General features: G+C 74.3%; 20 protein-coding genes. 9 read left to right on the top strand and 11 right to left on the bottom strand.

Translation table 11 applies throughout. The annotated features are described in order from the left end of the window. Positions 1-149 precede the first annotated feature (149 nt). A complete protein-coding gene (locus tag IF45_RS0106375) occupies positions 150-521 on the bottom strand; it encodes a hypothetical protein (protein WP_030306105.1) in 372 nt (123 codons plus the stop codon). Between the two features lie 222 nt (positions 522-743). On the opposite strand from IF45_RS0106375, the gene IF45_RS0106370 reads away from it, so the two are divergent. Further along, complete coding sequence (locus IF45_RS0106370) at positions 744-1,778, top strand: lactonase family protein (protein WP_003952235.1); 1,035 nt, start codon at positions 744-746, stop codon at positions 1,776-1,778. 64 nt (positions 1,779-1,842) lie between these two features. Here the strand turns inward: IF45_RS0106370 and IF45_RS0106365 are convergent, their stop codons facing one another. Continuing rightward, complete coding sequence (locus tag IF45_RS0106365) at positions 1,843-2,766, bottom strand: sirohydrochlorin chelatase (protein ID WP_003952236.1); 924 nt, start codon at positions 2,764-2,766, stop codon at positions 1,843-1,845. A 227-nt stretch (positions 2,767-2,993) separates the two neighbouring features. Next, the gene (locus IF45_RS0106360; RefSeq protein ID WP_030306103.1) at positions 2,994-4,034 is read right to left on the bottom strand and encodes an N-acetylglucosamine kinase; all 1,041 of its coding nucleotides are present in this window, start codon (positions 4,032-4,034) and stop codon (positions 2,994-2,996) included. Between the two features lie 135 nt (positions 4,035-4,169). Here IF45_RS0106360 and IF45_RS0106355 point away from each other — a divergent pair, with 135 nt between their 5' ends. Continuing rightward, the gene (locus IF45_RS0106355) at positions 4,170-4,847 is read left to right on the top strand and encodes a uracil-DNA glycosylase (protein WP_003952238.1); all 678 of its coding nucleotides are present in this window, start codon (positions 4,170-4,172) and stop codon (positions 4,845-4,847) included. A 54-nt stretch (positions 4,848-4,901) separates the two neighbouring features. On the opposite strand, the gene IF45_RS0106350 is transcribed toward IF45_RS0106355, so the two are convergent. Further along, positions 4,902-5,987 (bottom strand): WD40/YVTN/BNR-like repeat-containing protein, encoded by a 1,086-nt coding sequence (locus IF45_RS0106350; protein ID WP_008412015.1) that lies wholly within the window; start codon positions 5,985-5,987, stop codon positions 4,902-4,904. A gap of 255 nt (positions 5,988-6,242) precedes the next feature. Between IF45_RS0106350 and IF45_RS0106345 the strand changes: the two genes are divergently transcribed. After that, entirely contained in the window at positions 6,243-7,580 is a 1,338-nt protein-coding gene (locus IF45_RS0106345) for a hypothetical protein (protein ID WP_030306101.1), read from the top strand. A gap of 25 nt (positions 7,581-7,605) precedes the next feature. On the opposite strand, the gene IF45_RS0106340 is transcribed toward IF45_RS0106345, so the two are convergent. Beyond that, a complete protein-coding gene (locus IF45_RS0106340; RefSeq protein ID WP_030306099.1) occupies positions 7,606-8,682 on the bottom strand; it encodes an NADH:flavin oxidoreductase/NADH oxidase in 1,077 nt (358 codons plus the stop codon). Between the two features lie 155 nt (positions 8,683-8,837). On the opposite strand from IF45_RS0106340, the gene IF45_RS0106335 reads away from it, so the two are divergent. Continuing rightward, positions 8,838-9,179, top strand: coding sequence for an ArsR/SmtB family transcription factor (locus IF45_RS0106335; RefSeq protein ID WP_003952242.1), 342 nt, complete (start codon positions 8,838-8,840; stop codon positions 9,177-9,179). On the opposite strand, the gene IF45_RS0106330 is transcribed toward IF45_RS0106335, so the two are convergent. Further along, entirely contained in the window at positions 9,108-10,505 is a 1,398-nt protein-coding gene (locus tag IF45_RS0106330) for a nucleobase:cation symporter-2 family protein (protein ID WP_003952243.1), read from the bottom strand. The genes IF45_RS0106335 and IF45_RS0106330 overlap by 72 nt on opposite strands. A gap of 121 nt (positions 10,506-10,626) precedes the next feature. Further along, complete coding sequence (locus tag IF45_RS0106325) at positions 10,627-11,289, bottom strand: DUF305 domain-containing protein (protein WP_030306096.1); 663 nt, start codon at positions 11,287-11,289, stop codon at positions 10,627-10,629. Between the two features lie 239 nt (positions 11,290-11,528). Between IF45_RS0106325 and IF45_RS0106320 the strand changes: the two genes are divergently transcribed. Together IF45_RS0106320 and IF45_RS0106315 are read left to right on the top strand one after the other, a co-directional pair. Then, complete coding sequence (locus tag IF45_RS0106320) at positions 11,529-12,980, top strand: LVIVD repeat-containing protein (protein ID WP_242534226.1); 1,452 nt, start codon at positions 11,529-11,531, stop codon at positions 12,978-12,980. Between the two features lie 185 nt (positions 12,981-13,165). Then, positions 13,166-13,411, top strand: a complete 246-nt coding sequence (locus IF45_RS0106315) for a DUF2630 family protein (protein WP_010640382.1) — start codon at positions 13,166-13,168, stop codon at positions 13,409-13,411. Here the strand turns inward: IF45_RS0106315 and IF45_RS0106310 are convergent. Then, positions 13,399-14,121, bottom strand: coding sequence for an HAD family hydrolase (locus tag IF45_RS0106310; RefSeq protein ID WP_030306092.1), 723 nt, complete (start codon positions 14,119-14,121; stop codon positions 13,399-13,401). The two genes, IF45_RS0106315 and IF45_RS0106310, sit on opposite strands and share 13 nt — an antisense overlap. Before the next feature lie 434 nt (positions 14,122-14,555). Here IF45_RS0106310 and IF45_RS0106305 point away from each other — a divergent pair, with 434 nt between their 5' ends. Next, positions 14,556-15,065 (top strand): GNAT family N-acetyltransferase, encoded by a 510-nt coding sequence (locus IF45_RS0106305; protein WP_030306090.1) that lies wholly within the window; start codon positions 14,556-14,558, stop codon positions 15,063-15,065. A 79-nt stretch (positions 15,066-15,144) separates the two neighbouring features. Here IF45_RS0106305 and IF45_RS0106300 read toward each other — a convergent pair whose 3' ends face one another. From IF45_RS0106300 to IF45_RS0106290, 3 genes are all read right to left on the bottom strand, one after another. Beyond that, positions 15,145-15,843, bottom strand: coding sequence for a phosphatase PAP2 family protein (locus IF45_RS0106300; RefSeq protein WP_037637664.1), 699 nt, complete (start codon positions 15,841-15,843; stop codon positions 15,145-15,147). Positions 15,844-15,918: 75 nt separating this feature from the next. After that, entirely contained in the window at positions 15,919-16,854 is a 936-nt protein-coding gene (locus IF45_RS0106295) for a M56 family metallopeptidase (protein ID WP_026235082.1), read from the bottom strand. A gap of 105 nt (positions 16,855-16,959) precedes the next feature. Next, a complete protein-coding gene (locus tag IF45_RS0106290; RefSeq protein WP_030306087.1) occupies positions 16,960-17,526 on the bottom strand; it encodes a DUF5134 domain-containing protein in 567 nt (188 codons plus the stop codon). A gap of 231 nt (positions 17,527-17,757) precedes the next feature. Here IF45_RS0106290 and IF45_RS0106285 point away from each other — a divergent pair, with 231 nt between their 5' ends. Next, positions 17,758-19,452, top strand: a complete 1,695-nt coding sequence (locus IF45_RS0106285) for an FUSC family protein (protein ID WP_030306086.1) — start codon at positions 17,758-17,760, stop codon at positions 19,450-19,452. Beyond that, entirely contained in the window at positions 19,449-19,979 is a 531-nt protein-coding gene (locus tag IF45_RS0106280) for a MarR family winged helix-turn-helix transcriptional regulator (RefSeq protein ID WP_008417060.1), read from the top strand. The genes IF45_RS0106285 and IF45_RS0106280 overlap by 4 nt, the downstream gene beginning before the upstream one ends. The last annotated feature ends 22 nt before the right edge of the window (positions 19,980-20,001 follow it).

The raw sequence follows: 20,001 nt of genomic DNA, 5'->3' as shown, positions 1-20,001 counted from the left end.
GCCGCACCCCTGTACGCCACGGGGGAGCGGGGGCCGCGGTGTGGCCGCAGGACCACTCTGGTGACAGAAGGACCGGACCGACACCCAGGGGGCTCCGGGCGGGTGAGGTGAGCGCCCGGAGCCCCCTGGGTGCCGGTCCGGCACAGGGGTTACGCGGTTTTGGCCTGCTCGGGCGGGTCGTCCAGCATCCCGGTGCGGCGCAGCACCGCGTATCCGACCCCGATGCCCGCCGCGACCGGCCACTGGAGGACACCAGCGATGCCCAGCGCTCCGAGCCCCGCGTACATGGGCAGTCCGCCCTTGGCGGGCACTGCCTTGCGGGCTGCTCCGACCGGCGCCGACACCAACTGGGTCACCTTCTCGGCGGCCTTGCCCACCGGGATGGTCACCGTGAGGTCGCGCGGACGGTGCTCCTCCGCGCCTCCCTGCCGCTTCTGCGGGCCGGTACCGCTCTTGGCCGCCTTGGCCGTGGGCGTACCGGACTTGGTGGTCGTGGCCTTGCGCGTCTTCGCCGTGGGCATACCGACCTCGCTCTCCCCGAAATGTCCTGTCGGCACAGACGGTTTCGCCATGTGCCGTAAAACCCTATAAGTAACGATTCTGCCGCCGTGTGCCATGGTGTTCATCTCGGCGGAGGCCGGACGGGAAGGTCTCCGGCGCGCGGTCGGGACCGCCATGGTCTAGACCTGCTAACGTCGCGGGCGCGCCGGACGGCGCGGCAACTGCGGAGAGGGGACAGGCCAGTGGGTGGCGGAGAGCGGACCGCGCGGGCGTACATCGGATCCTTCACGGCGGCGGGCGGCGCGGGCGTGGTCACCGCCGCCGTCGGCCCCGACGGCGGCCTCACCGTCCTCGGCGCCACCGCCGAGGTCCCCGACCCCTCCTACCTGGCCCTCGGCCCCGGCGGTGACCTCCTCTACGCGGTCAGCGAGACCGCCGACGGTGCCGTCGCCGCCTTCGACCCGGCCGGCGACACGGCCCGGCTCCTCGCCCCGCCCGCCCCGGTCGCCGCCGAGGGGCCCACCCACCTGTGCGTGCACGGCGGCCGCGTCTTCACCGCCAACTACGGCTCGGGCAGCGTCTCCGTCCTGCCGCTGCGCGCCGACGGCACCCCCGCCCCCGCGGCGCACGTCCTCAACCACCACGGCTCCGGGCCCCACCCCCAGCGCCAGCAGGGCCCGCACGTCCACCAGGTCCTGCCCGACCCCAGCGGCCGCTGGCTGGTCGCCGTCGACCTCGGCACCGACTCCGTGCGCGTGCACGCCCTGCGCGACGGCATGCTGACCCTGCACCGCGAGTTCGCGCTCCGCCCCGGCTCCGGCCCCCGCCACCTGGCCTTCCACCCCGACGGCCACCACCTCTACGTCCTCAACGAACTCACCCCCACGCTCACCGTCTGCCGCTGGGACGCCGACGGCGGCGACCTGCGCCCGGTCGGCGAGACGGCCGTCCTCCCCGGAGCGCCCGGGGCCGACGCCTACCCCTCGGAGGTGGTGGTCTCGCCCGACGGCCGCTTCCTGTGGACCGCCACCCGAGGCGAGGACGTCCTCTCCGTCCTCGCCCTCGACCCGGCCGGCGACGCGGCCCGGCTGCTCACCACCGTCCCCTGCGGCGGGCACTGGCCCCGCGACCTCGTCCTCTCCCCGCAGGGCCTGCTCTACGCCGCCAACGAACGCTCCGGCGACGTCAGCTGGTTCACCGTCGACGCCGACTCCGGCACCCCGTCCCTCGCGGGTTCCGTCCCCGCCCCGGCCGCCTCCTCGGTCCTCTTCGGCTGACCCGGAAACGGCTTCGGGCCCGCTCCCCGTGGGGGAGCGGGCCCGAACCATGAGCCGGCGAACCTCAGTGAGCCGGAACCCCCGGAGCCGGCTGCGGCGTGATGCCCAGCGCCGTCGTGTACTGCGCGAGCGCGAGCTTGCCGATCGCCGGGTACGCGCCCAGCGCCTCGGCGGAGGCGCACTCCGCCTCCTTCGCCGCGAGGTCGAGCAGCCCCTCGCCCAGCTCGGGACCGATCAGGTACGGCGCCAGGGCGAGCTGCGTGGAGCCCGAGGAGCGGAGCTGCTCGGCGGTGGCCGCGATGGCCCCCTCCTGGTCGAGCGCGGCCGCCATCACCGGCACCGCCAGCCGCGCGGCCAGCAGCATCCCGGTGATCCCGGCCGCCTGTACGGCCTCCTCGCCGCCGACCGTCGCCAGGATGATGCCGTCGGCCGCGGTCGCCACCGTGAACAGCCGCGCCCGGTCCGCGCGGGCCAGCCCGGCCTCGGAGAGCCGCACGTGCAGCGCCTCCGCCAGCAGCGGGTGCGGGCCCAGCACGTCGGTCAGCTCGACCGGCGCCCGGCTGTCGATCACGGCCTGCCGGATGCGGCGGGTCAGGGCGCTGTCCGGGCCGGCCAGCAGCGGCACGACCACCGCGACCGGGCCGTCCGGGTCGGCGACCTCGGCCCCGGCGGCACGCGCCTGCTGGACGCGGGCGGTCCGCTCCTCCGCGGCGTGCGCGAGCACCGACTGGAGGGCCGGGAACTCCTGGTCGTCGCCCTCCAGGAAACCGATGCGGGCATCCAGGCCGGGAAGCTCGGAGCGGGCGATGCTCACGACCTCCTCGGCGAGACTGCGGGTGGGTGCGCCGGGGACCCCGGGGACGGCGAGAACGAGGGCGGGCGCGCCCTCGGGAGCCACCACCGGTTCCGGACGGCGGTGCCGACCGGACTGGCGGGGTCGCGGCATTCGTACAGGCAGGCCGGAAGCGGGCCCAGTGGGGGAGCTCATGGCGCCGCATGCTACTGGTTTCCCGTCCGCCCCTGTTCGGGGAGGGGGCGGCTGTAGGGCATCCGTCCGTATTTATCCGTTGCAAGTGCCCGGCTCAGGTGCCCTTTTTGGGGTTGTGTGCACCGATGTGGTGAACTCTGCGACCGTGCTGCCCTGTTGTCCGGCTCCCGGGTGACAACTCCGCGTGACGTGCGGGCCACTCAGGGGATTCGCGCACCGAACCCGCCTCAGATCTCCACCCCGCCGGGGCCCGACGCACTCGTGGCACACCACAGCAGCCGCCCGTCCACCGGCAGTGCCTGCGTCCCCGACCCCAGGGCCGAGGCGAGCACCACGGCGCCGTGCAGGGGATCGCCCGCCGCCGGCACCACCCGCGCCCCGGGCAGCCTGCGCGTCAGCTCCTCGCCCACCGGCTCCGTCAGCGGAGTGCCCAGCCGCAGCAGCCCGCCGGTGCACGCGACCTCGCCCTCCCGGCCGGGCAGCACCGCCTCGACGGCGTCCACGACATGGCTCGCCGCCCCGGTCAGCAGAGCCGCCGCCGTCGGGTCGCCCTCGCCCGCGCACCGGGCCACGTCCGGCGCGAACGAGGCCAGCACCGCCGCCCGGTCCGGCCGGGGGTAGACCTGGGCCGGAAGCCCCGGCAACGGCCCGAACCGCTCCTCGGCCGCCGCCAGCAGCGCCTGCGAACCCCCGGCGCGCCCGTCGAACGCCCGGTACGCCGCCTCCAGGCCGGCCCGCCCCAGCCACGCGCCCCCGCCGCTGTCCCCCAGCAGATGCCCCCAGCCGTCCGCCCGCCGCCAGTCGCGCAGATCCGTGCCGAGCGCGATCATCCCGGTGCCCACCGCGACCACCGCCCCCGGCCGCACCCCGAGCGCCCCCGTGTACGCGGTCACGGCGTCGGCGGCCAGCGCGAGCGGCCCCGTCATCCCCTGCGCCGCCAGCGCCCCCGGCAGGGTGGCCCGCAGGTCGTCGCCGAGCGTCGCCATCCCGGCCGCACCCACGGCCACGGCCAGCGGAGGCTCACCCTCCGGTGCCACCCGCTCCCGCAACTCCCGCACCAGCGGCAGCAGCAACTCCAGGAAGTGCCCGGCGTCGATACCCCGCGCGGAGGTCCGTACGGGCTGCGAGCCGCTGACGGCCACCGCCTCCCCGGGCGCCCCCGCCGGAGCGAGCGCCGCCCGGAGCCCCGAGCCGCCCGAGTCGACGCCCAGCACCGTCCCGGCGCGGGCGGAAGTGCCGGGCGTACGCGAGGTGTTCAGCGGGGGCAACGGCTGCCTTCTCTCTTCCTCGGACCGGGTGCCGGGACTACGACGAGGCGAAGGGTAGCCCCGCCGGAGGGCCCGCGTCGCGCGGGACGACGGCTCGGTGTGGGGTGACGCGCCGATTGTCGCTAGAGTCCCCCTGTGGCACCACGACCTTTGCATGAATTGGTGGAAGCGGGCTGGGCGAAGGCCCTCGAACCGGTGGCCGGGCGCGTCGCGGAGATGGGGGAGTTCCTCCGCGCGGAGATCGGCGCGGGACGCACCTACCTCCCCTCCGGGCCGAACGTCCTGCGCGCCTTCCAGCAGCCGTTCGACGAGGTACGCGTCCTGATCGTCGGGCAGGACCCCTACCCGACCCCCGGCATGCCGATCGGGCTGAGCTTCGCCGTCGCCCCGGAGGTCCGCAGGCTCCCGCCGAGCCTGGTCAACATCTTCCAGGAGCTGCAGAGCGACCTCGGCCTGCCGCAGCCCTCCAACGGCGACCTCACCCCCTGGACGAGCCAGGGCGTCCTGCTGCTCAACCGGGCCCTGACGACCCGTCCGGGCTCACCCGGCTCGCACCGCGGCAAGGGCTGGGAGGAGGTCACCGAGCAGGCCATCCGCGCCCTCGCCGAGCGCGGGACGCCCCTGGTCTCGATCCTCTGGGGCTCGGACGCCCGCAGCCTGCGCCCCTTCCTCAGCCGCTATCCGGTCATCGAGTCGGTCCACCCGTCCCCGCGCTCCGCCGACCGCGGCTTCTTCAACTCCCGCCCCTTCAGCCGCACCAACGACTTCCTCGCCCAGCAGGGCGCGGCCCCGGTGGACTGGCGGCTGCCGTAGCCGCCCGGAGAGCCTTCTCCCGCCCCTGCCCGGCGAGGTGACCCTGGCCCCGCCTCACCCCACCACCCCCGCCCGTACGCACAGCACGTCCGGCAGGTGGGCGGCGAGTTGCCGCCAGCTCTCGCCCTCGTCGGCGCTGGCGTACAGCTCGCCGTTGCGGTTGCCGAAGTAGAGGCCCGCCGGGTCGGCCGCGTCGGTGCACAGGGCGTCGCGCAGGACCGTGCCGTAGTGGTCCCCGGTGGGGAGGCCCGCGGTCAGAGCTTCCCAGTGGGCGCCGCCGTCCGTGGTGCGGAAGAGGCGGCACCGGTGCTCGGCCGGGACCCGGTCGCTGTCGGCGGTGATCGGGAAGACGTACGCGGTGTCCGCGCGGGACGGGTGGGCGAGCACGGTGAAGCCGAAGTCCGAGGGGAGGCCGTCGCCGATGTCCGACCAGTGGGCGCCGGCGTCGTCGCTGCGGTAGACGCCCCAGTGGTTCTGGAGGTAGAGCCGGTCCGGGTCGGCCGCGTCCCGGGCGATCTTGTGCACGCACTGGCCGAACTCCGGGTGCCGGTCGGGGAGGAAGACCGCCGAGACCCCGTCGTTGGACGGGGCCCAGCTCGCGCCGCCGTCGTCGCTGCGGAAGACCCCGGCGGCCGAGACCGCGACGGTGAGCGCGTCGGCGTCCCGGGGGTCCGTCACCACGGTGTGCAGTCCCTCGCCGCCGCCTCCCGGCTCCCACCGGGACCGCGTCGGATGCTCCCAGAGCGGGCGGACCAGCTCGAAGGAGTCGCCGCCGTCCCGGGAGACGAAGAGCGCGGCCGGCTCGGCCCCCGCGTACACGACACCCGGCGCCTCCGGGCCGGCCGGCTGGAGCTGCCAGAGGCGCTCCAGGGAGGTGCCGGTGTCCTTGGGGAACCGCACCGTGGGCGAGGCCGGTTCCTGCCAGCTCGCGCCCAGGTCGTCGGAGCGGAAGACCGACGGGCCCCAGTGCGCGCTGTCCGCCCCCACCAGCACGCGCGGCACCGGCCCGCGGAGGTCTAGCCCCACCGCGTACACCGCCTCGCCGGTGAAGTGCGGGCCGTCGAACTCCCACGTCCCGGCGCGCCGCCGCCCGAGGAAGAGCCCCTTGCGCGTCCCGACCGCCAGCAGTACGTCCGGCATCCCGCCACCTCCGCGAAGTGCGTCACCTGTCCCGGCCAGTCTGCGCGCCCCCACCGACAACGGCCCGGAACCACCCTCGACCAGGGCGGACGCCCACCCGGTCGGCGCGCACGGCGGGCGCGGGCAGGGTGCGGGCGCGGTCGTCCATGGACTGGATCAAGCCCTCCTCTGGCCGAATCGCCGCGTCGGAGCCGAGCTGTTCATCTGATCGGCTACGGTGAGTAGTCGGATGAGTGCGGAGAGGGGGCGGCCGTCATGAGGTCGACCGAAACGGAGCGGATGCTACGGCTGCGCGATGTCGCGCGGCTGCCCGCCGAGGTGCTGGTGAAGCGGTTCGAGGAGGACTTCGGCAATCTCGTCACCGCGGCCGTGGCCGACGCCACGCGCCGGCTGCCGGCCCCCGTCCGCAGGCTGCTGGACGGCCTCGAATGGCATCTGGACTGGGCCGACGCGCTGGTCTGGGCCGAGGGGGAGCTGCAGGTCTCCGCCGAGCGGATGACCCTGCTCGGCGACCCGCGGCTGCGGCGCGTCGAGGGGCAGCTCCGCCAGGTGCGCGTCCGCCTCCACGAGGCCCGCTGCGTCGCCGCCGACTACCGCCGCCAGGACCGCGAGCGACTGGAACAGGGCCGGCTGCTCACCGCCCGCGCCACCGCCCTGAGCTGGCTGGGCAAGGCCCTCCCCGAGGAGTACGCGGCCCTCTTCGCCGCCCGCGTCGCCGAGCTGGGCATCCCGCCGCTGCGCCGCCACACCGCCTCCCGGGACGTCTTCGACTCGATCGAGCAGGCCGTCGCCCAGGGCCGCCTCCGGGTCACGGCCGGGCCCGAGGTGACCGCCCTGCTGGAGCTGCCCGACGACACCTTCCGGGCCGCCGTCGCCGACGACGTCCGCGAGCAGAACGCCCGGAACGTCCTGCTCCGCCACCCCCTGGTCCTGCGCCGCTGGCACGCGGGGCTCGCCCGTCTCTGCGAGCTGACGGTCGGCCCCGCCCGCGCCTCCTCGGCCACCGCCCTCGGCCGGCTCCCCGTCGACCTCGCCGGACTGCCCCGCCAGGAGGCGATGCAGATCATCAACGCCCGGCGGTTCTTCTGCGCCGTCCAGCAGCGCCGCCTGGACTGCGACCGGACCGTCCGCGGCCTGATGGCGGAGATCGTCCGCCGCGAGCGCGCCGACCCGGTCAACACCGCCCGCCGCGAGGCCGGCGTCCACGCCCGGCTCCGCCTCGCCGAGGCGCACCCCGAGGCGTACGCCCGCATCCGCGAGGAACTGCGCGCCTACGAGAGCGAGCCGGGCCATCTCGACCCGGCCCGGCTCACCTCCGACGTCCGGGGCGCCCTCAAGGCAAGGCTCCTGGCCGAACTGGGCACAGGCCGCGGCGCTCCGGCGCCGGACCCGCCCGCCGCCCAGCCGTCCCCGGCGCCCCGGCCCGCCCCCAGGCCGAAGCCGGGGGCGCCGGAGAACCGGCCGGGCCGGGACCGCCCGGGCCTCGGGCAGGGGCGCGCACCGCGCCCCGTCCCCGGGCCTCCGGCGCGGACGGCCACCGGGCACCCGTCGCTCCGCAAGGCCGCCTGCCGCCGAGCCGAGCCGAGCCGTTGAAAACGCCCCCGGTCGTCGCGGGGCTTCAGCTCCGGCCGTACTGCTGCGGCACGCGCACCGTGCCGCCGAGCTCGCGGGCGGCGCGGCGGGGCCAGGCGGCGTCGCGGAGCAGTTCGCGGCCGAGGAGGACGGCGTCCGCCTCGCCGTTGGCCAGCACCTTCTCGGCCTGCTCCGGCTCGGTGAGCAGCCCCACGGCGGCCGAGGGCAGGCCGGCCTCGTTGCGGACGCGGGCGGCGAAGGGGACCTGGTAGCCGGGGCCGACGGGGATGGCGACCTTGGCCACGTTGCCGCCGGTGGAGGCGTCCAGCAGGTCGACGCCGCGCTCCTTGAGGAGCGGGGCGAGGCGGACCGTGTCGTCCGCGGTCCAGCCGCCCTCGTCCAGCCAGTCCGTGGCGGAGATGCGGAAGAAGAGGGGCTTCTCCTCCGGCCACACCGCGCGCACGGCGTCGACGACCTCCAGGGCGAACCGCGCCCGGTTCTCGAAGGACCCGCCGTACTCGTCGGTGCGGTGGTTGCTGTGCGGGGAGAGGAACTCGCCGATCAGGTAGCCGTGGGCGCCGTGGATCTCGACCACCTCGAAGCCGGCCTCCAGCGCCCGGCGCGTCGCCTCGGCGAACTGCCGGACCACGCCCTGGATTTCGTCGGCCGTCAGCTCGTGCGGGACGGGGCTGTCGGCGTCGAAGGGCACCGGGCTCGGGCCGACCGGCTGCCAGCCGCCGTCGGCGGGGTCGATGGCCTTGCCGCCGCGCCAGGGCGCCTCGCAGGACGCCTTGCGCCCGGCGTGGGCGAGCTGGATTCCCGGCACCGTTCCCTGCGAGGTGAGGAACGAGGTGATCCGGCGCAGCGCCGCCGTCTGCCCGTCGTTCCACAGGCCGAGGTCCCAGGGACTGATCCGGCCCTCGGGCGCCACGGCGGTCGCCTCCAGCAGGATCAGGCCGGCGCCGCCCGCCGCCCGGGCGCCGTAGTGCTGGAAGTGCCAGTCGGTGGGCCGGCCGGCGGTGGGGCCGGTCGCCGGGGCCGAGTACTGGCACATCGGCGCCATCCAGATGCGGTTCGGGAGGGTGAGGGACCGCAGGGTGAGCGGGTCGAACAGGGAGGGCATGGCGTACTCCATCGCGTCACGGGAACCGAACGATGCCAGTACGATAGTCTTCGTAGTACGCCAGATGTCAAACTACGGCTCTCTTCGTACAATGCGGAGTCCGCGCCGCCGGGCGAAGGCCCCGCGCACCGTGCCAGCCATGAAGGACGACCGAGATGACCACCGCCGAGAGCTCCCGCACCCTCGCTCACCCGGAGCGCGACCGCATCCGCCTGGAGGAGGTCCTGCACGCCCTCGCCGACCCGATGCGGCTGCGGGTGGTGTGCGCGCTGGACGCCGGTGACACCGAGCAGTCCTGTACGGAGCTGCAGCTTCCGGTGACCAAGTCGACCAGCACGCACCACTTCCGCGTCCTCAGGGAGAGCGGCGTGATCCGCCAGACCTACCGGGGGACCGCCAAACTCAACGCGCTGCGCAGGGAGGACCTAGACCTGCTTTTCCCCGGTCTGCTCGACAGCGTCCTCGCCGGGGCCGCCCGCCAGGGCGACGGGGGCTGACGCCTCGGGAGCGGCGGCCGCGCTCCGGCCCGGCAGGTGGTTGAAGAGCAGGTTCAGCACGATCGCCGTGACGCACCCGGCGCTGATCCCGCTGTGCATCACCGTCTGGAACCAGTCCGGGAACTGGTCGTAGACGGTCGGCACCCCCACCGGCAGCAGACCGACAGCCACCGAGATGGCCACCACGGTCAGGTTGTGGTTGTCCCGGAACTCCACCTGCGCGAGGGTGCGCAGCCCGCTGGCGGCCACGGTCCCGAACATCACCAGCCCCGCCCCGCCGAGGACCGGCGCCGGAATCGCCGCCACCACCGCGCCCAGCTTCGGCAGCAGCCCGAGCAGGACGAGCATGCCGCCCGCCGCGGCCACCACCCAGCGGCTGCGGACCCGGGTCATCCCCACCAGCCCGACGTTCTGGGCGAAGGCGGTGTAGGGGAAGGTGTTGAAGACGCCGCCCAGCACGGTCGAGAGGCCGTCGGCCCGCAGCCCGTCGGCCAGCCCGCGCGGGTCGACCTTGCGCCCCGTCATCTCCCCGACCGCGATGAAGTCGCCGGAGGTCTCCGTCATGCAGACCAGGGCGACGATCAGCATGGAGACGATCGCGCCCGTCTCGAAGGTCGGCAGGCCGAAGTGGAACGGGGTGCTGACGCCGATCCAGTCGGCCTGGGAGACGCCGCTGAAGTCCGTGAAGCCGAGCGGCACCGCCACGGCCACCCCGGCCGCGATGCCGGCCAGGACCGCGATCCGGCTCAGCAGCGGCGGGCCGAAGCGCTGCGCGACCAGGACCACGACCAGCACGAAGGCGGCGAGCGCGATGTTGGCGGGCCGGCCGAAGTCCTCGGCGCCCGCGCCGCCCGCCACCCAGTTGCCCGCCACCGGCATCAGGGAGAGGCCGATGATGAGGATCACGGTGCCGGTCACCAGCGGCGGGAAGAACCGGAGCAGCTTCCCGAAGACCGGGGCCAGCAGGATCATCGCCACCCCGGAGACGATCACGGAGCCGTAGATCGCGGGGAGTCCTCCGCTGCCGGTGCCGATCATCACCATCGGGGCGACGGCGGCGAAGGTGCAGCCCTGCATGATCGGCAGCCGGATGCCGAACCGCCAGAAGCCGACGCACTGGATCAGCGTGGCTATGCCGCACATCAGCAGGTCGGCGGTGATCAGGTAGGCGAGGTCCGCGGCGGAGAGCCCCATCGCCCCGCCGACGATCAGCGGGACCGCCACCGCGCCCGCGTACATCGCGAGGACGTGCTGGAGGCCGAAGGCGCCGAGCTGGGCGAGGGGCGGAACCTCGTCGACGGGGTGGACGGGAGGTGAGGCGGCCATGGGCACTCCAAGCGCGAGCGGTGGGACGGTGCAGTGCGGGAGACGCTAAGTGCCTTGCACGTTTTGTTGATTACGCCGCTGTTGCCGCTGTGTGTCCTGCCCGCGGGGCCGTCCGCCCCGGTCAGGGCAGGTCGCGCATCCGGTCGATCTCGGTGGTCTGGGTCGCGATCACGTCGTTGGCCATCTCCTCGACCAGGACGTTGTTCCCGGCGCCCAGCACCTCGGTGGCCATGGTGACGGCCCCCTGGTGGTGAGTGGTCATCAGCTTCAGGAAGAGCCGGTCGAACTCCTCGCCGTCCGCCCTCTCCAGCTGTTCGAGCTGCTTCGGCGTCGCCATCCCGGCCATCGCCTCGTGGTCGTGCCCCTTGCCGCGCGGCCCGCCGTTGTTCTTCAGCCATGCCTTCATGGCGCCGATCTCCGGCTTCTGCCCCGCCTCGATGCGGTCGGCGAGCGCCCGGACGCGCTTGCTGTGGACCCGCCCGGGCACCAGCCGGGTCATCTCCAGGGCCTGCCCGTGGTGGTCGATCATCATCTGGATGTACGTGAAATCCGCCGAGTTGGGGCTGTCGTCCGGCTTGCGGCGCTCCGCCTCCTCGGGGGACAGCGTCTCCGCCTCCTCGCCCGGTCTGCCCGGCGCGATCACCGAAGGGCCCGCGGCTGATTTCGCCTCCGCCGCCGGCTCCGGGGCGCTGGAGCATCCGGTGAGCAGAGCCGCCGCGGCGAGCGCCGCCAGGGCGAGCGGGGTGCTACGGCGGGGCGCGGCGGTGGAGCGGGATATCGGCACAACTGCCTCCTGAAGTGCGAGGAAGGGGTGGGACTGTCCTAACACGGCGTCACGGGCGGGCGGCCGGAAAGTTTGATGACAAGTATGTTGCCACCTGTTGATCTGTGCATGATGAAAGCGATACTGCGGTGATCCGTGCACCGTTCGAGCGAACGGCGACTAGGGAGGACGCAGTGACCCTGTTCAACACCCCCCGGTCGAGGCGTAGACGCCTCACCGTTGCTGCCGCGGCAGTCGGCATGCTCGCGTCCCTGCTCACCGCCGGGCCCGCCATGGCCGTCCCGGGCCCGGGGGACACCCCCGAGGTCGCGGAGCGCGTGAGCAGGAGCGAAGCCGCCGACACCAAGGAGGCCATCTCCGCCGGCGACATCCCCGGTGTGGACGAGATCGTCCACACGGAGAACATCAAGCACCTCGCCAACATCCCCAAGGGCGCGCTCTCCGGCACCAACTCCGACCTGGCCTTCCAGGGCAAGTACGCGTTCGCCGGCAACTACGACGGCTTCCGCGTCTTCGACATCAGCAACCCGAAGAAGCCCAAGACCGTCTCCCAGGTCCTCTGCCCCGGGTCGCAGAACGACATCTCGGTCTCCGGTGACCTGCTCTTCCTCTCCACGGACTCCTCGCGCAGCGACGACTCCTGTGCGAGCACCAGCCAGCCCGCCACCGAGAAGTCCTCCTGGGAGGGCATGAAGGTTTTCGACATCAGCGACAAGCGCAAGCCGCGCTACGTCGCCGCCGTCGAGACCGCCTGCGGCTCGCACACCCACACCCTGGTCCCGGAGCGCAAGAACGTCTACGTGTACGTCTCCTCGTACTCGCCGAGCGCCGCGTTCCCCGACTGCCAGCCGCCGCACGACGGCATCTCCGTCATCAAGGTGCCCCGCAAGGCGCCGCACCAGGCCGCGGTCATCGACTTCCCCGTGCTGTTCCCCGGTGACGGGCCGGACGGCGGCGGCAACCCCGGCGCGCCGACCAACCCGGGCGTCTCCAAGACCACCGGCTGCCACGACATCACCGCGCTGCCGCACAAGGACCTGGCCGCCGGCGCCTGCATGGGCGACGGCATCCTCCTCGACATCAAGAACCCCGAGAAGCCGACGGTCATCGACCGGGTCCAGGACAACGAGAACTTCGCCTTCTGGCACTCCGCCACCTTCAACCAGAAGGCCGACAAGGTCGTCTTCGCCGACGAGCTCGGCGGCGGCGGCGCGGCCACCTGCAACGAGGAGATCGGCCCGAAGCGGGGCGCCGACGGCATCTACGACCTGGTCCGCAAGGGCAAGGACAAGACGCCCAAGCTCGTCTTCCGCAGCTACTTCAAGATCGACCGCCACCAGGCCGACACCGAGAACTGCGTCGCCCACAACGGCTCGATCATCCCGGTCAAGGGCCGCGACATCATGGTCCAGGCGTGGTACCAGGGCGGTGTCTCCGTCTGGGACTTCACCGAGTCCACCAAGCCCCGTGAGATCGCCTACTTCGAGCGCGGCCCGCTGAGCGAGGACACTCTCGTCGGTGGCGGCTCGTGGTCGGCCTACTACTACAACGGCTTCATCTACTCCAACGACATAGCCAAGGGCTTCGACGTCCTGAAGCTCGACGACCGGCGCACCGACCCGGCCAAGAAGGTCAAGCTCGACGAGTTGAACGTCCAGACCCAGCCGGACTACTTCGACCGGTCCCGCTAGTCCTGGCACCCGTTCCCGGCCCTGCCCGGGAACACGCACCAACCTGACCGGCCCCCGTCCCCGGAGCGGCGTACGCCCGCCCGGGGACGGGGCGTTCCCGGGGGCCGCCCGGCCGGACGCGCTCCGATCGCAGGACTGCGGGCCCCTTCCTAGAGTGGGCACAGGGGGTCGAGGAGGCAGCCGACATGGACCAAGAGGACATCCTGCGCCGCATCACCGGGATGGTCGACGACGAGAAGCGCCTGCGGGCGTCGCTGGAGGCCGGGGAGATCGACCCCGCCACCGAGCGCGCCCGGCTCGCGGCCCTCGAACGCGAGCTGGACCAGTGCTGGGACCTGCTGCGCCAGCGCCGCGCCAAGGCCGAGTTCGGGGAGAACCCCGACACCGCCCGGGCCCGCCCCGTCGGCGAGGTCGAGGGCTACGAGTCCTGAGCCACGCCCGCCACCAGCTCCAGGACCGGCAACAGGCCGCAGGGCCGCTGATCCACGGGCAGGTGGTCCACGAAGTGCACCGCGCAGCCGAGCGCGGCCGCACCCCCGTCGGCCCGCCGGTCGTCCCCGACCATGAGCGCGGCCCCGAGAGCGACCCCGATCCGCTCGCAGGCCAGCGCGAAGAGCCGCGCATCGGGCTTCTGGACGCCGTGCTCGTACGACAGGACGCTCGTGTCCGCCCACCGCTCCAGCCCGTGGGCGCGCAGCACCGGGCGCAGGTCCCAGCCGATGTTGGAGACGACCGCCACGCGCACGCCCCGCTCGCGCAGCGTGCGCAGCACCTCGGCGGTGTCCGGGTAGGGCCGCCAGGCGGCGGGCGTCATGTGCCGCTCGTAGAGGACGTCGTGGAGCGCGTCGGAACCGAGCTCCACCTGGCGTGACAGACCGGTGAAGACCGCGCGGTGCTCGCGGGCGCTGCGGTCGCGGTGGTCCCAGAGCGCCGAGAGGTGGTCCGGGACCCGCTCCGGCGAGGGCCCGCCCGGCTGGGCGCCCACCCGTGCCAGACGTGCGGCCGCCGCCCCGAGGTCGCCGTCCGGCAGCAGCTCCGGGCCCGCCCCCAGCTCCGCGAGTCCGCCGCGCAGCCACTCCTCGGGGGACTCGATCCGCATCAGGGTGCCGGAGAAGTCGAAGAGGACACCGGTGATCGCCATGCCCCGGATTCTGTCCGCGGCCGGACCGGCTCGGCAAGAGGTCACCGTGCTAGCGTGGGCGCGCTCCGCCCGTCCCAGGACCCGGCGGAACGGGAAGACGTACGTACCGCGAGGGAGAGGGAGGTGGGGAGATGACTGTCCAGGCATGTGCTGCCGAGCGCGGCACCCGGACCTTCCCCGCATCCCCGGTTCCCGGTTCGATCTGACCCCTCGCCCCACCCGCGGCCGCCGGCCGCGACGACGGTGCGGCCTGTCACCGGTCGTCCCCGGGAACCCCCACCGCAAAGGGTTTCCCCTTGTCCGACAGACCACCGCTGCGGCCCGTCGCCGATCCCCGCGATCAGGCCGATCCCGGACGCCCGCACCGTCGCGGCCGCGGCTCCCGACCGGTCGGCCCCACCTCCCCGCTCACCACCCCGCAGAACGGAACCGCCGTGCCCACCTGGACCACCCGCCCCGAGACGCCCGCCGACATCCCCGCCGTACGGGAGATCGTCACCGCCGCCTTCCCCACGGCGGAGGAGGCCGATCTCGTCGACGCCCTGCGCGCCGACCCGCAGGCGTGGATCGACGGCCTCTCCGTCGTGGCCGAGGCCGCCGACTCCACGCTCGCCGGGCACGCGCTGTTCACCCGGTGCCACGTCGACGGCGCCCCGGCGCTCGCCCTCGCCCCCGTCGCCGTCCTCCCCGCCTTCCAGCGGCAGGGCGCCGGCGCGGCCGTCATCCGCGCCGGGCTCGACACGGCGAGGTCCCTGGGCGAGAACCTGGTCCTCGTGCTCGGACACCCCGAGTACTACCCGAAGTTCGGCTTCGCCCCGGCCTCCCGCTGGTCGGTCCGCGCCCCCTTCGAGGTCCCGGACGAGGCGCTGATGGCCCTCACCCTGGCCCCCGGCCGCCCGGTGCCGTCCGGCGTGATCGCCTACGCGGCGGCGTTCGGCGTCTGAGAACGCGGCTGGGCGGAAGCGCGCGCCGCTCCCGCCCAGCCGCGGCACCGGTCCGGCCGGTGTCCTCACGCCGTAGCCGTCACTGCCTCCGGTCCGCCGCCTCCACCCGCCGGTAGGCCAAGGCCGCCAGGGCCACCGTCAGCCCGCCCAGCAGCCAGCCGCCCAGGACGTCGGTGGGCCAGTGGACGCCCAGCCACACCCGGGTCAGGCCGACCCCGGCCACCGAGACCACCGCCACCGTCCAGGCGGCGACCAGGACGGGACGCGCCGCCTTCACCCGGTGCAGCACCCAGACCACCAGGCCGCAGACGACCGTGGCGGTCATGGCGTGGCCCGAGGGGTACGCCGCGAAGTGCGCCGTGTCGACCGGGTCGGGCCACTCCGGGCGCTCCCGGCCGACGGCGGCCTTGAGGAGCTGCTGCGCCGCGGCGGCGCCCAGGCAGGCCACGCCCACCGTGACTGCCAGACGCACCGTTCCGCGCCGCCAGAGCCACAGCACGGTCACGGCGGCGAGCGCCCGCATCGTCCACGGGTCCCACACCCAGTCGCTGAACACGCGGTTGGTCCGCGTCGTCCCCGGGTGGGCGAGGGCCGCCTCGTGGGCGCGGGCGGCCACCGAGGCGTCCCAGTCGGTCAGCGGCGGCCAGTCGGCCGCGACCAGCGTCAGCAGCAGGGCGGAGAGGCCGGCCAGAGTCACCGCCCACAGCCGGACGGTCGGCGGGGAGCCGGGAGGGCTCTCGGGAAGCGGGGAGCGGGGTGCCATGGTCACGATGGTCACCTACCCGATCGGACCCGGACATGCCCGCCTCACGCACCCGCGAACCGCGAGGGAGAACGGGGCGGGGGAGTGGGGTCAGTTCAGGGCGAGGAGGCCGGGGCCGAAGGTGACCACCAGGGGCACCACCGGGACCACCGCCGCCGCCGCGGTCAGCCGGAGCCGGTGCAGGGGCGCGAGCCGGGCCTGTGGCGCCAGCAACCGGTGCACCCGCTGCGGCAGATGGGCCTCGGGGGCGGGGCTCGGGCCGAACACGCCCCGGTCCTCGTTCAGTTCGACCAGGGCGAGGGCCGTGGTGAGGCGGCCGAAGCGGCGGGAGGCCATGTCGTCGGCGGCCAGTTCCACCAGCCGGTGCATCTCGTCGCGGAACGCCGCGAAGAACGCGACCTGCGGGAAGCCGTGCGCCAGGGCGGCCGAGATGTGACGCAGCCAGTCGTGGCGCATCGTGGCGTGGCCCTGCTCATGGGCGGCGATGGCGTCGAGCTGGCGGCCCTTGAGTCGGCGCAGTGCCGCCGTGGTGATGACCAGCTGGGGGGAGGGCCCGGGAAGCCACCAGGCGTCGGGCCGGTCGCCCTCCAGCACCACCAGCCGCTCCTGGTCGCGCTCCTCGCCCGGCAGCAGGGGCGAGCGGACCAGCAGGTCGGCCCGGCGCTGCCGGCGGCGCGAGCGCGCCCGGGCGATCTCGCGGACCAGCATGGCGACCGTCCACACCCCGCCCAGCGCCAGCACCACGGCGGTCGCCGGCGCCCAGGGGCCGTAGGCGCCCAGCGCGTACGCCTCGACGACGGCGTGCGGGGCGGGGGCGAAGACGTGGCCGCGGACCAGGTGCCAGGCGGCGGCGCCGGTGAGCGCCATCGCGAGGAAGCAGCAGAGCAGCACCCCGGCGACGACGCACTGCCACACCCAGAGCGCGACGACGGGCTCCCTCTCCCGCCAGTGCGCCCGCGCGAGAAGGCGCGGAGCGAGCGCGGCGGTCAGGGCACCCAGCAGCAACAGCGCGACGGGGAGCATCATGTCCACAGCATAGAAGTGGCTTCCGCCTCGGTACCCCGCCGTGCGGCGCCAAGTGACACACGACACGTTTGCCGTCGGAGCGGAGACCTGCCCCGTCGCCGCCGCTCACATGGCGAGCAGCATCGACACCATGGCTATCGCCATCGTGAGGCGGCAGACGAGCGCCAGCTCCGCGCGCTCCCCCCACCCCGACGGCCCGGATACCGTTCCGGCGCTTCCCGGCGCGGCGGCCGGGGCCGGTATGAGGCGCACACCGGCGAGCAGGGCGTACCCGGCGAAGTAGACGAGCAGCAGCCCGGTGACGGCGGGCAGGCCGCCCGCGCCCGCGTGCCGGCCGTGGTGGAGGGCCGGGGCGGCGGCCATCACCAGGGACATGTAGACCATCGCCGCCGAGCCCACGAGGTGGTGCAGGTGGTGCGGGCTGCGCCGGGCCGTCAGGGCCGCGTGGACCCCGGTGGCCGTGAAGGCGGCGGCACCGGCGAACCACGCCGCCGCGGGCAGCGTGACGAAGGCGGCCGGGACCGCCATCACCGCCATCCCGAACCCCATCAGCGCCTCGCCCGCCGCGCCCTGCCCCTGCGGGCCGCGCGTGCGCATGCGCAACAGGCAGTACGCCCCGCTGGCCAGGCAGAGCGCCACCAGCAGCCAGGCGGCGGAGACGGGTCCGTGCACGGTGACGACCTCCCCGGTGGTGCGCTCCGCCCCCGTCGGGCGGTGTCGCAGGTGGTCATGCCCGGGGCTGACCCGCCCCACCCGGGCGCACGGATGTGCGAAGGGGGGCGCACGGGGTGGCTCGGTGAGCCAGGCGTGCGCCCGCAATCCTCGGCTGCTCGTGCCCGCCGGCCTCAGCGATAGGTGTAGCGAGAAATGTTTCGCGAGTAAAACACCTGCTAAGGTTTTTGTATGAGCAGCACACCGCCCTCCACCCCGCACACCGTCCCCGCGCGGCGCGTCCACCGTCTCCCCCTCGCCGGGCTCCTCACCCTCGGGGCGCCCGCCGACATCTGGTACAAGCGGGCGTACAGCGTGGTGGTCGCGGCGGGGCTGCCCAACATCACGCTGCTGCTCCTGGGCCGGATCGACCTCGCGATGTTCACCATGGCGGGCTCCCTCTGCGCCCTCTACTGCCACAACCTCCCCTACGCGGCCCGGGCGCGGACCCTCGCCGGCGTCTGCGCCGGAATGATCGGCGGCTTCGCGCTGGCCCTGGTCGTGGCCGCCCTCACCGACTCGCCGTACGTGCTCATCGCCGTCGGCGCGCTGATGGCCGCCGTGCAGAAGGGGGCCTGCGACGCCTTGCGGATCGGCCCGCCCGGCCAGCTGATCCTCACCTTCATCTCCTCCGCCACCCTCTTCACCCCCTCCACCCTCGGCCAGGTGCCGGGCCGCGTGGCGCTCGCCGCGGGCGGCGCCGTGCTCGCCTGGGCGGTCTGCATGGCCCCGGCGCTCGTCCGCCGGCACGGCCCCGAGCGGATCGCGGTGAGCCGCGCGCTCCGCGCCACCGCCGCCTACGTGGCCAGGACCCGGGAGGCGGGAGCGGAGCACGCCGGCGGGCCGCGCGGCCAGGCCGCCGGCGCCATCCACGCCGCCTGGCAGTCGCTCCTCGCCACCGGCACCCGCACCCCGGTCCGGCGCGACCTCGAACACCTCCTCGTCCACGCCGAGGCCGCGCTGGCCCGCCCGGACGAGAGCGACCCGGCCGTCCTGCGCGACTGGGCGGACCGCACCACCGGCGCCGGGCCCGTGCCCCGCCCGGCCGACGCGGCCGGAACCGCCGACGAACTCGCGGGCCTCGCCGTCGAACGCGCCTACCGGGCCAGGTCCGGCGGTGCGCTGCTGCGCGGATTCCGCCCCGGCTCGCCCCTGCTGCCGATCATGCTGCGCTCCGCCGTGGGCTGCGCCCTCGCCGGATACGTCTCGTACGCGCTCGGCGTCGGCCGGCCGTACTGGGCGATCGTCACCGCCGCCTCGATCTTCCAGGCCAACATCACGCTCACCTGGTCCCGGGGCGTCCAGCGGGTGTTCGGCAACCTCGTCGGCGTGGCCCTCTTCGTCGCCATCGCCCCGCTGAGCCACCTCAACCAGGCCGCCCTCGTCCTGTGCTGCCTCGCCTTCAACTTCGGCGCCGAGGCCCTCATCGGCCGCAACTACTGGCTCGGGACCGTCTGCGTCACCCCGATGGCCCTGCTCATCACCGAGTTCGGCCACTTCCAGAACACCGGGGAACTCGCCCTCGACCGGGTCGTGGACACGCTGGTCGGTGCCGCCGTCGGCATCCTCGCCGCCGTCCTCGTCACCAACCGGCGCGCCACCAGCCTCATCGGCGACGCCCTCGCCGCCACCGCCCGCGCCCAGGCCGAGGCCGACGCCGCGCTGGCCGCCCCGGACGCCGATCCGGTCACCCTGGAGGGCCGGCGCCGCCGCCTCACCGGGGCCCTGGTGGAGCTGCGGAACACGGTCGACGCGGCCTCCGGCGAATGGTGGCAGCGCGCCCTGCCCCAGCAGGAGGTTCTGCTCGCCGAACAGGCCGCGCACCGTACGCTCGCAGCGACAGTACGACGGCAGGGGCTCCCCGTCCCGAAGGGTGCGAGCACATGAACACCGGTACGGCAGCGCAGCGGCGGCGGGACGGCGACACCGTCGCCGGGGTGATCCGGCAGTGGCAGAGCGTGCACCCCGGTCTCGACACCGGTCCGATGGAGATCATCGGGCGTGTCAACCGCTGTGCCGCCCTCCTCCAGCAGGCCGAGGACGCGCCGCTGCGCCGGGCGGGGCTGAGCCGTGCCGAGTTCGACCTGCTGGGCGCGTTGCGCCGGACCGGCGACGAGCTGACCCCCGGGGAGCTGGCCCGGGAGACCTTCTCCTCCGGCGCCGCCGTGACCAAGCGCGTCAAACAGCTCCAGGAGCGCGAACTGGTCGAGCGCCGCGCCGACACCCGTGACCGCCGCGTCGCCCGGGTCCGCCTCACCGACGCCGGGCGGGCGCTGGTCGACGGCATCCTCCCCGAGCAGCTGGCCTACGAGAAGGCCGTCCTCGCCGGACTGGACGAGGACGGCCACGAGGAACTCACCGGTCTGCTCTCCGGCCTCCTCCTCCAGCTCGAAGGGCGGCTCGGCGGCCTGTAGGGCCCGCGGGGCGACCGGTCGA

Origin of the sequence: Streptomyces albidoflavus, from assembly GCF_000719955.1 — a bacterium.
Classification (GTDB): Bacteria; Actinomycetota; Actinomycetes; order Streptomycetales; family Streptomycetaceae; genus Streptomyces; species Streptomyces albidoflavus.
This window is presented reverse-complemented; position numbering and strand designations above follow the sequence as displayed.

Excerpts from the sequence above, each read along its gene's own strand:
- IF45_RS0106375 (WP_030306105.1), bottom strand. The coding sequence starts at position 521 with ATGCCCACGGCGAAGACGCGCAAGGCCACGACCACCAAGTCCGGTACG.
- IF45_RS0106335 (WP_003952242.1), top strand. The coding sequence starts at position 8,838 with ATGACCACCGCCGAGAGCTCCCGCACCCTCGCTCACCCGGAGCGCGAC.
- IF45_RS0106350 (WP_008412015.1), bottom strand. The coding sequence starts at position 5,987 with ATGCCGGACGTACTGCTGGCGGTCGGGACGCGCAAGGGGCTCTTCCTC.
- IF45_RS0106320 (WP_242534226.1), top strand. The coding sequence starts at position 11,529 with ATGCTCGCGTCCCTGCTCACCGCCGGGCCCGCCATGGCCGTCCCGGGC.
- IF45_RS0106345 (WP_030306101.1), top strand. The coding sequence starts at position 6,243 with ATGAGGTCGACCGAAACGGAGCGGATGCTACGGCTGCGCGATGTCGCG.
- IF45_RS0106365 (WP_003952236.1), bottom strand. The coding sequence starts at position 2,766 with ATGAGCTCCCCCACTGGGCCCGCTTCCGGCCTGCCTGTACGAATGCCG.
- IF45_RS0106280 (WP_008417060.1), top strand. The coding sequence starts at position 19,449 with ATGAACACCGGTACGGCAGCGCAGCGGCGGCGGGACGGCGACACCGTC.
- IF45_RS0106340 (WP_030306099.1), bottom strand. The coding sequence starts at position 8,682 with ATGCCCTCCCTGTTCGACCCGCTCACCCTGCGGTCCCTCACCCTCCCG.
- IF45_RS0106295 (WP_026235082.1), bottom strand. The coding sequence starts at position 16,854 with ATGATGCTCCCCGTCGCGCTGTTGCTGCTGGGTGCCCTGACCGCCGCG.
- IF45_RS0106310 (WP_030306092.1), bottom strand. The coding sequence starts at position 14,121 with ATGGCGATCACCGGTGTCCTCTTCGACTTCTCCGGCACCCTGATGCGG.
- IF45_RS0106315 (WP_010640382.1), top strand. The coding sequence starts at position 13,166 with ATGGACCAAGAGGACATCCTGCGCCGCATCACCGGGATGGTCGACGAC.
- IF45_RS0106330 (WP_003952243.1), bottom strand. The coding sequence starts at position 10,505 with ATGGCCGCCTCACCTCCCGTCCACCCCGTCGACGAGGTTCCGCCCCTC.
- IF45_RS0106285 (WP_030306086.1), top strand. The coding sequence starts at position 17,758 with ATGAGCAGCACACCGCCCTCCACCCCGCACACCGTCCCCGCGCGGCGC.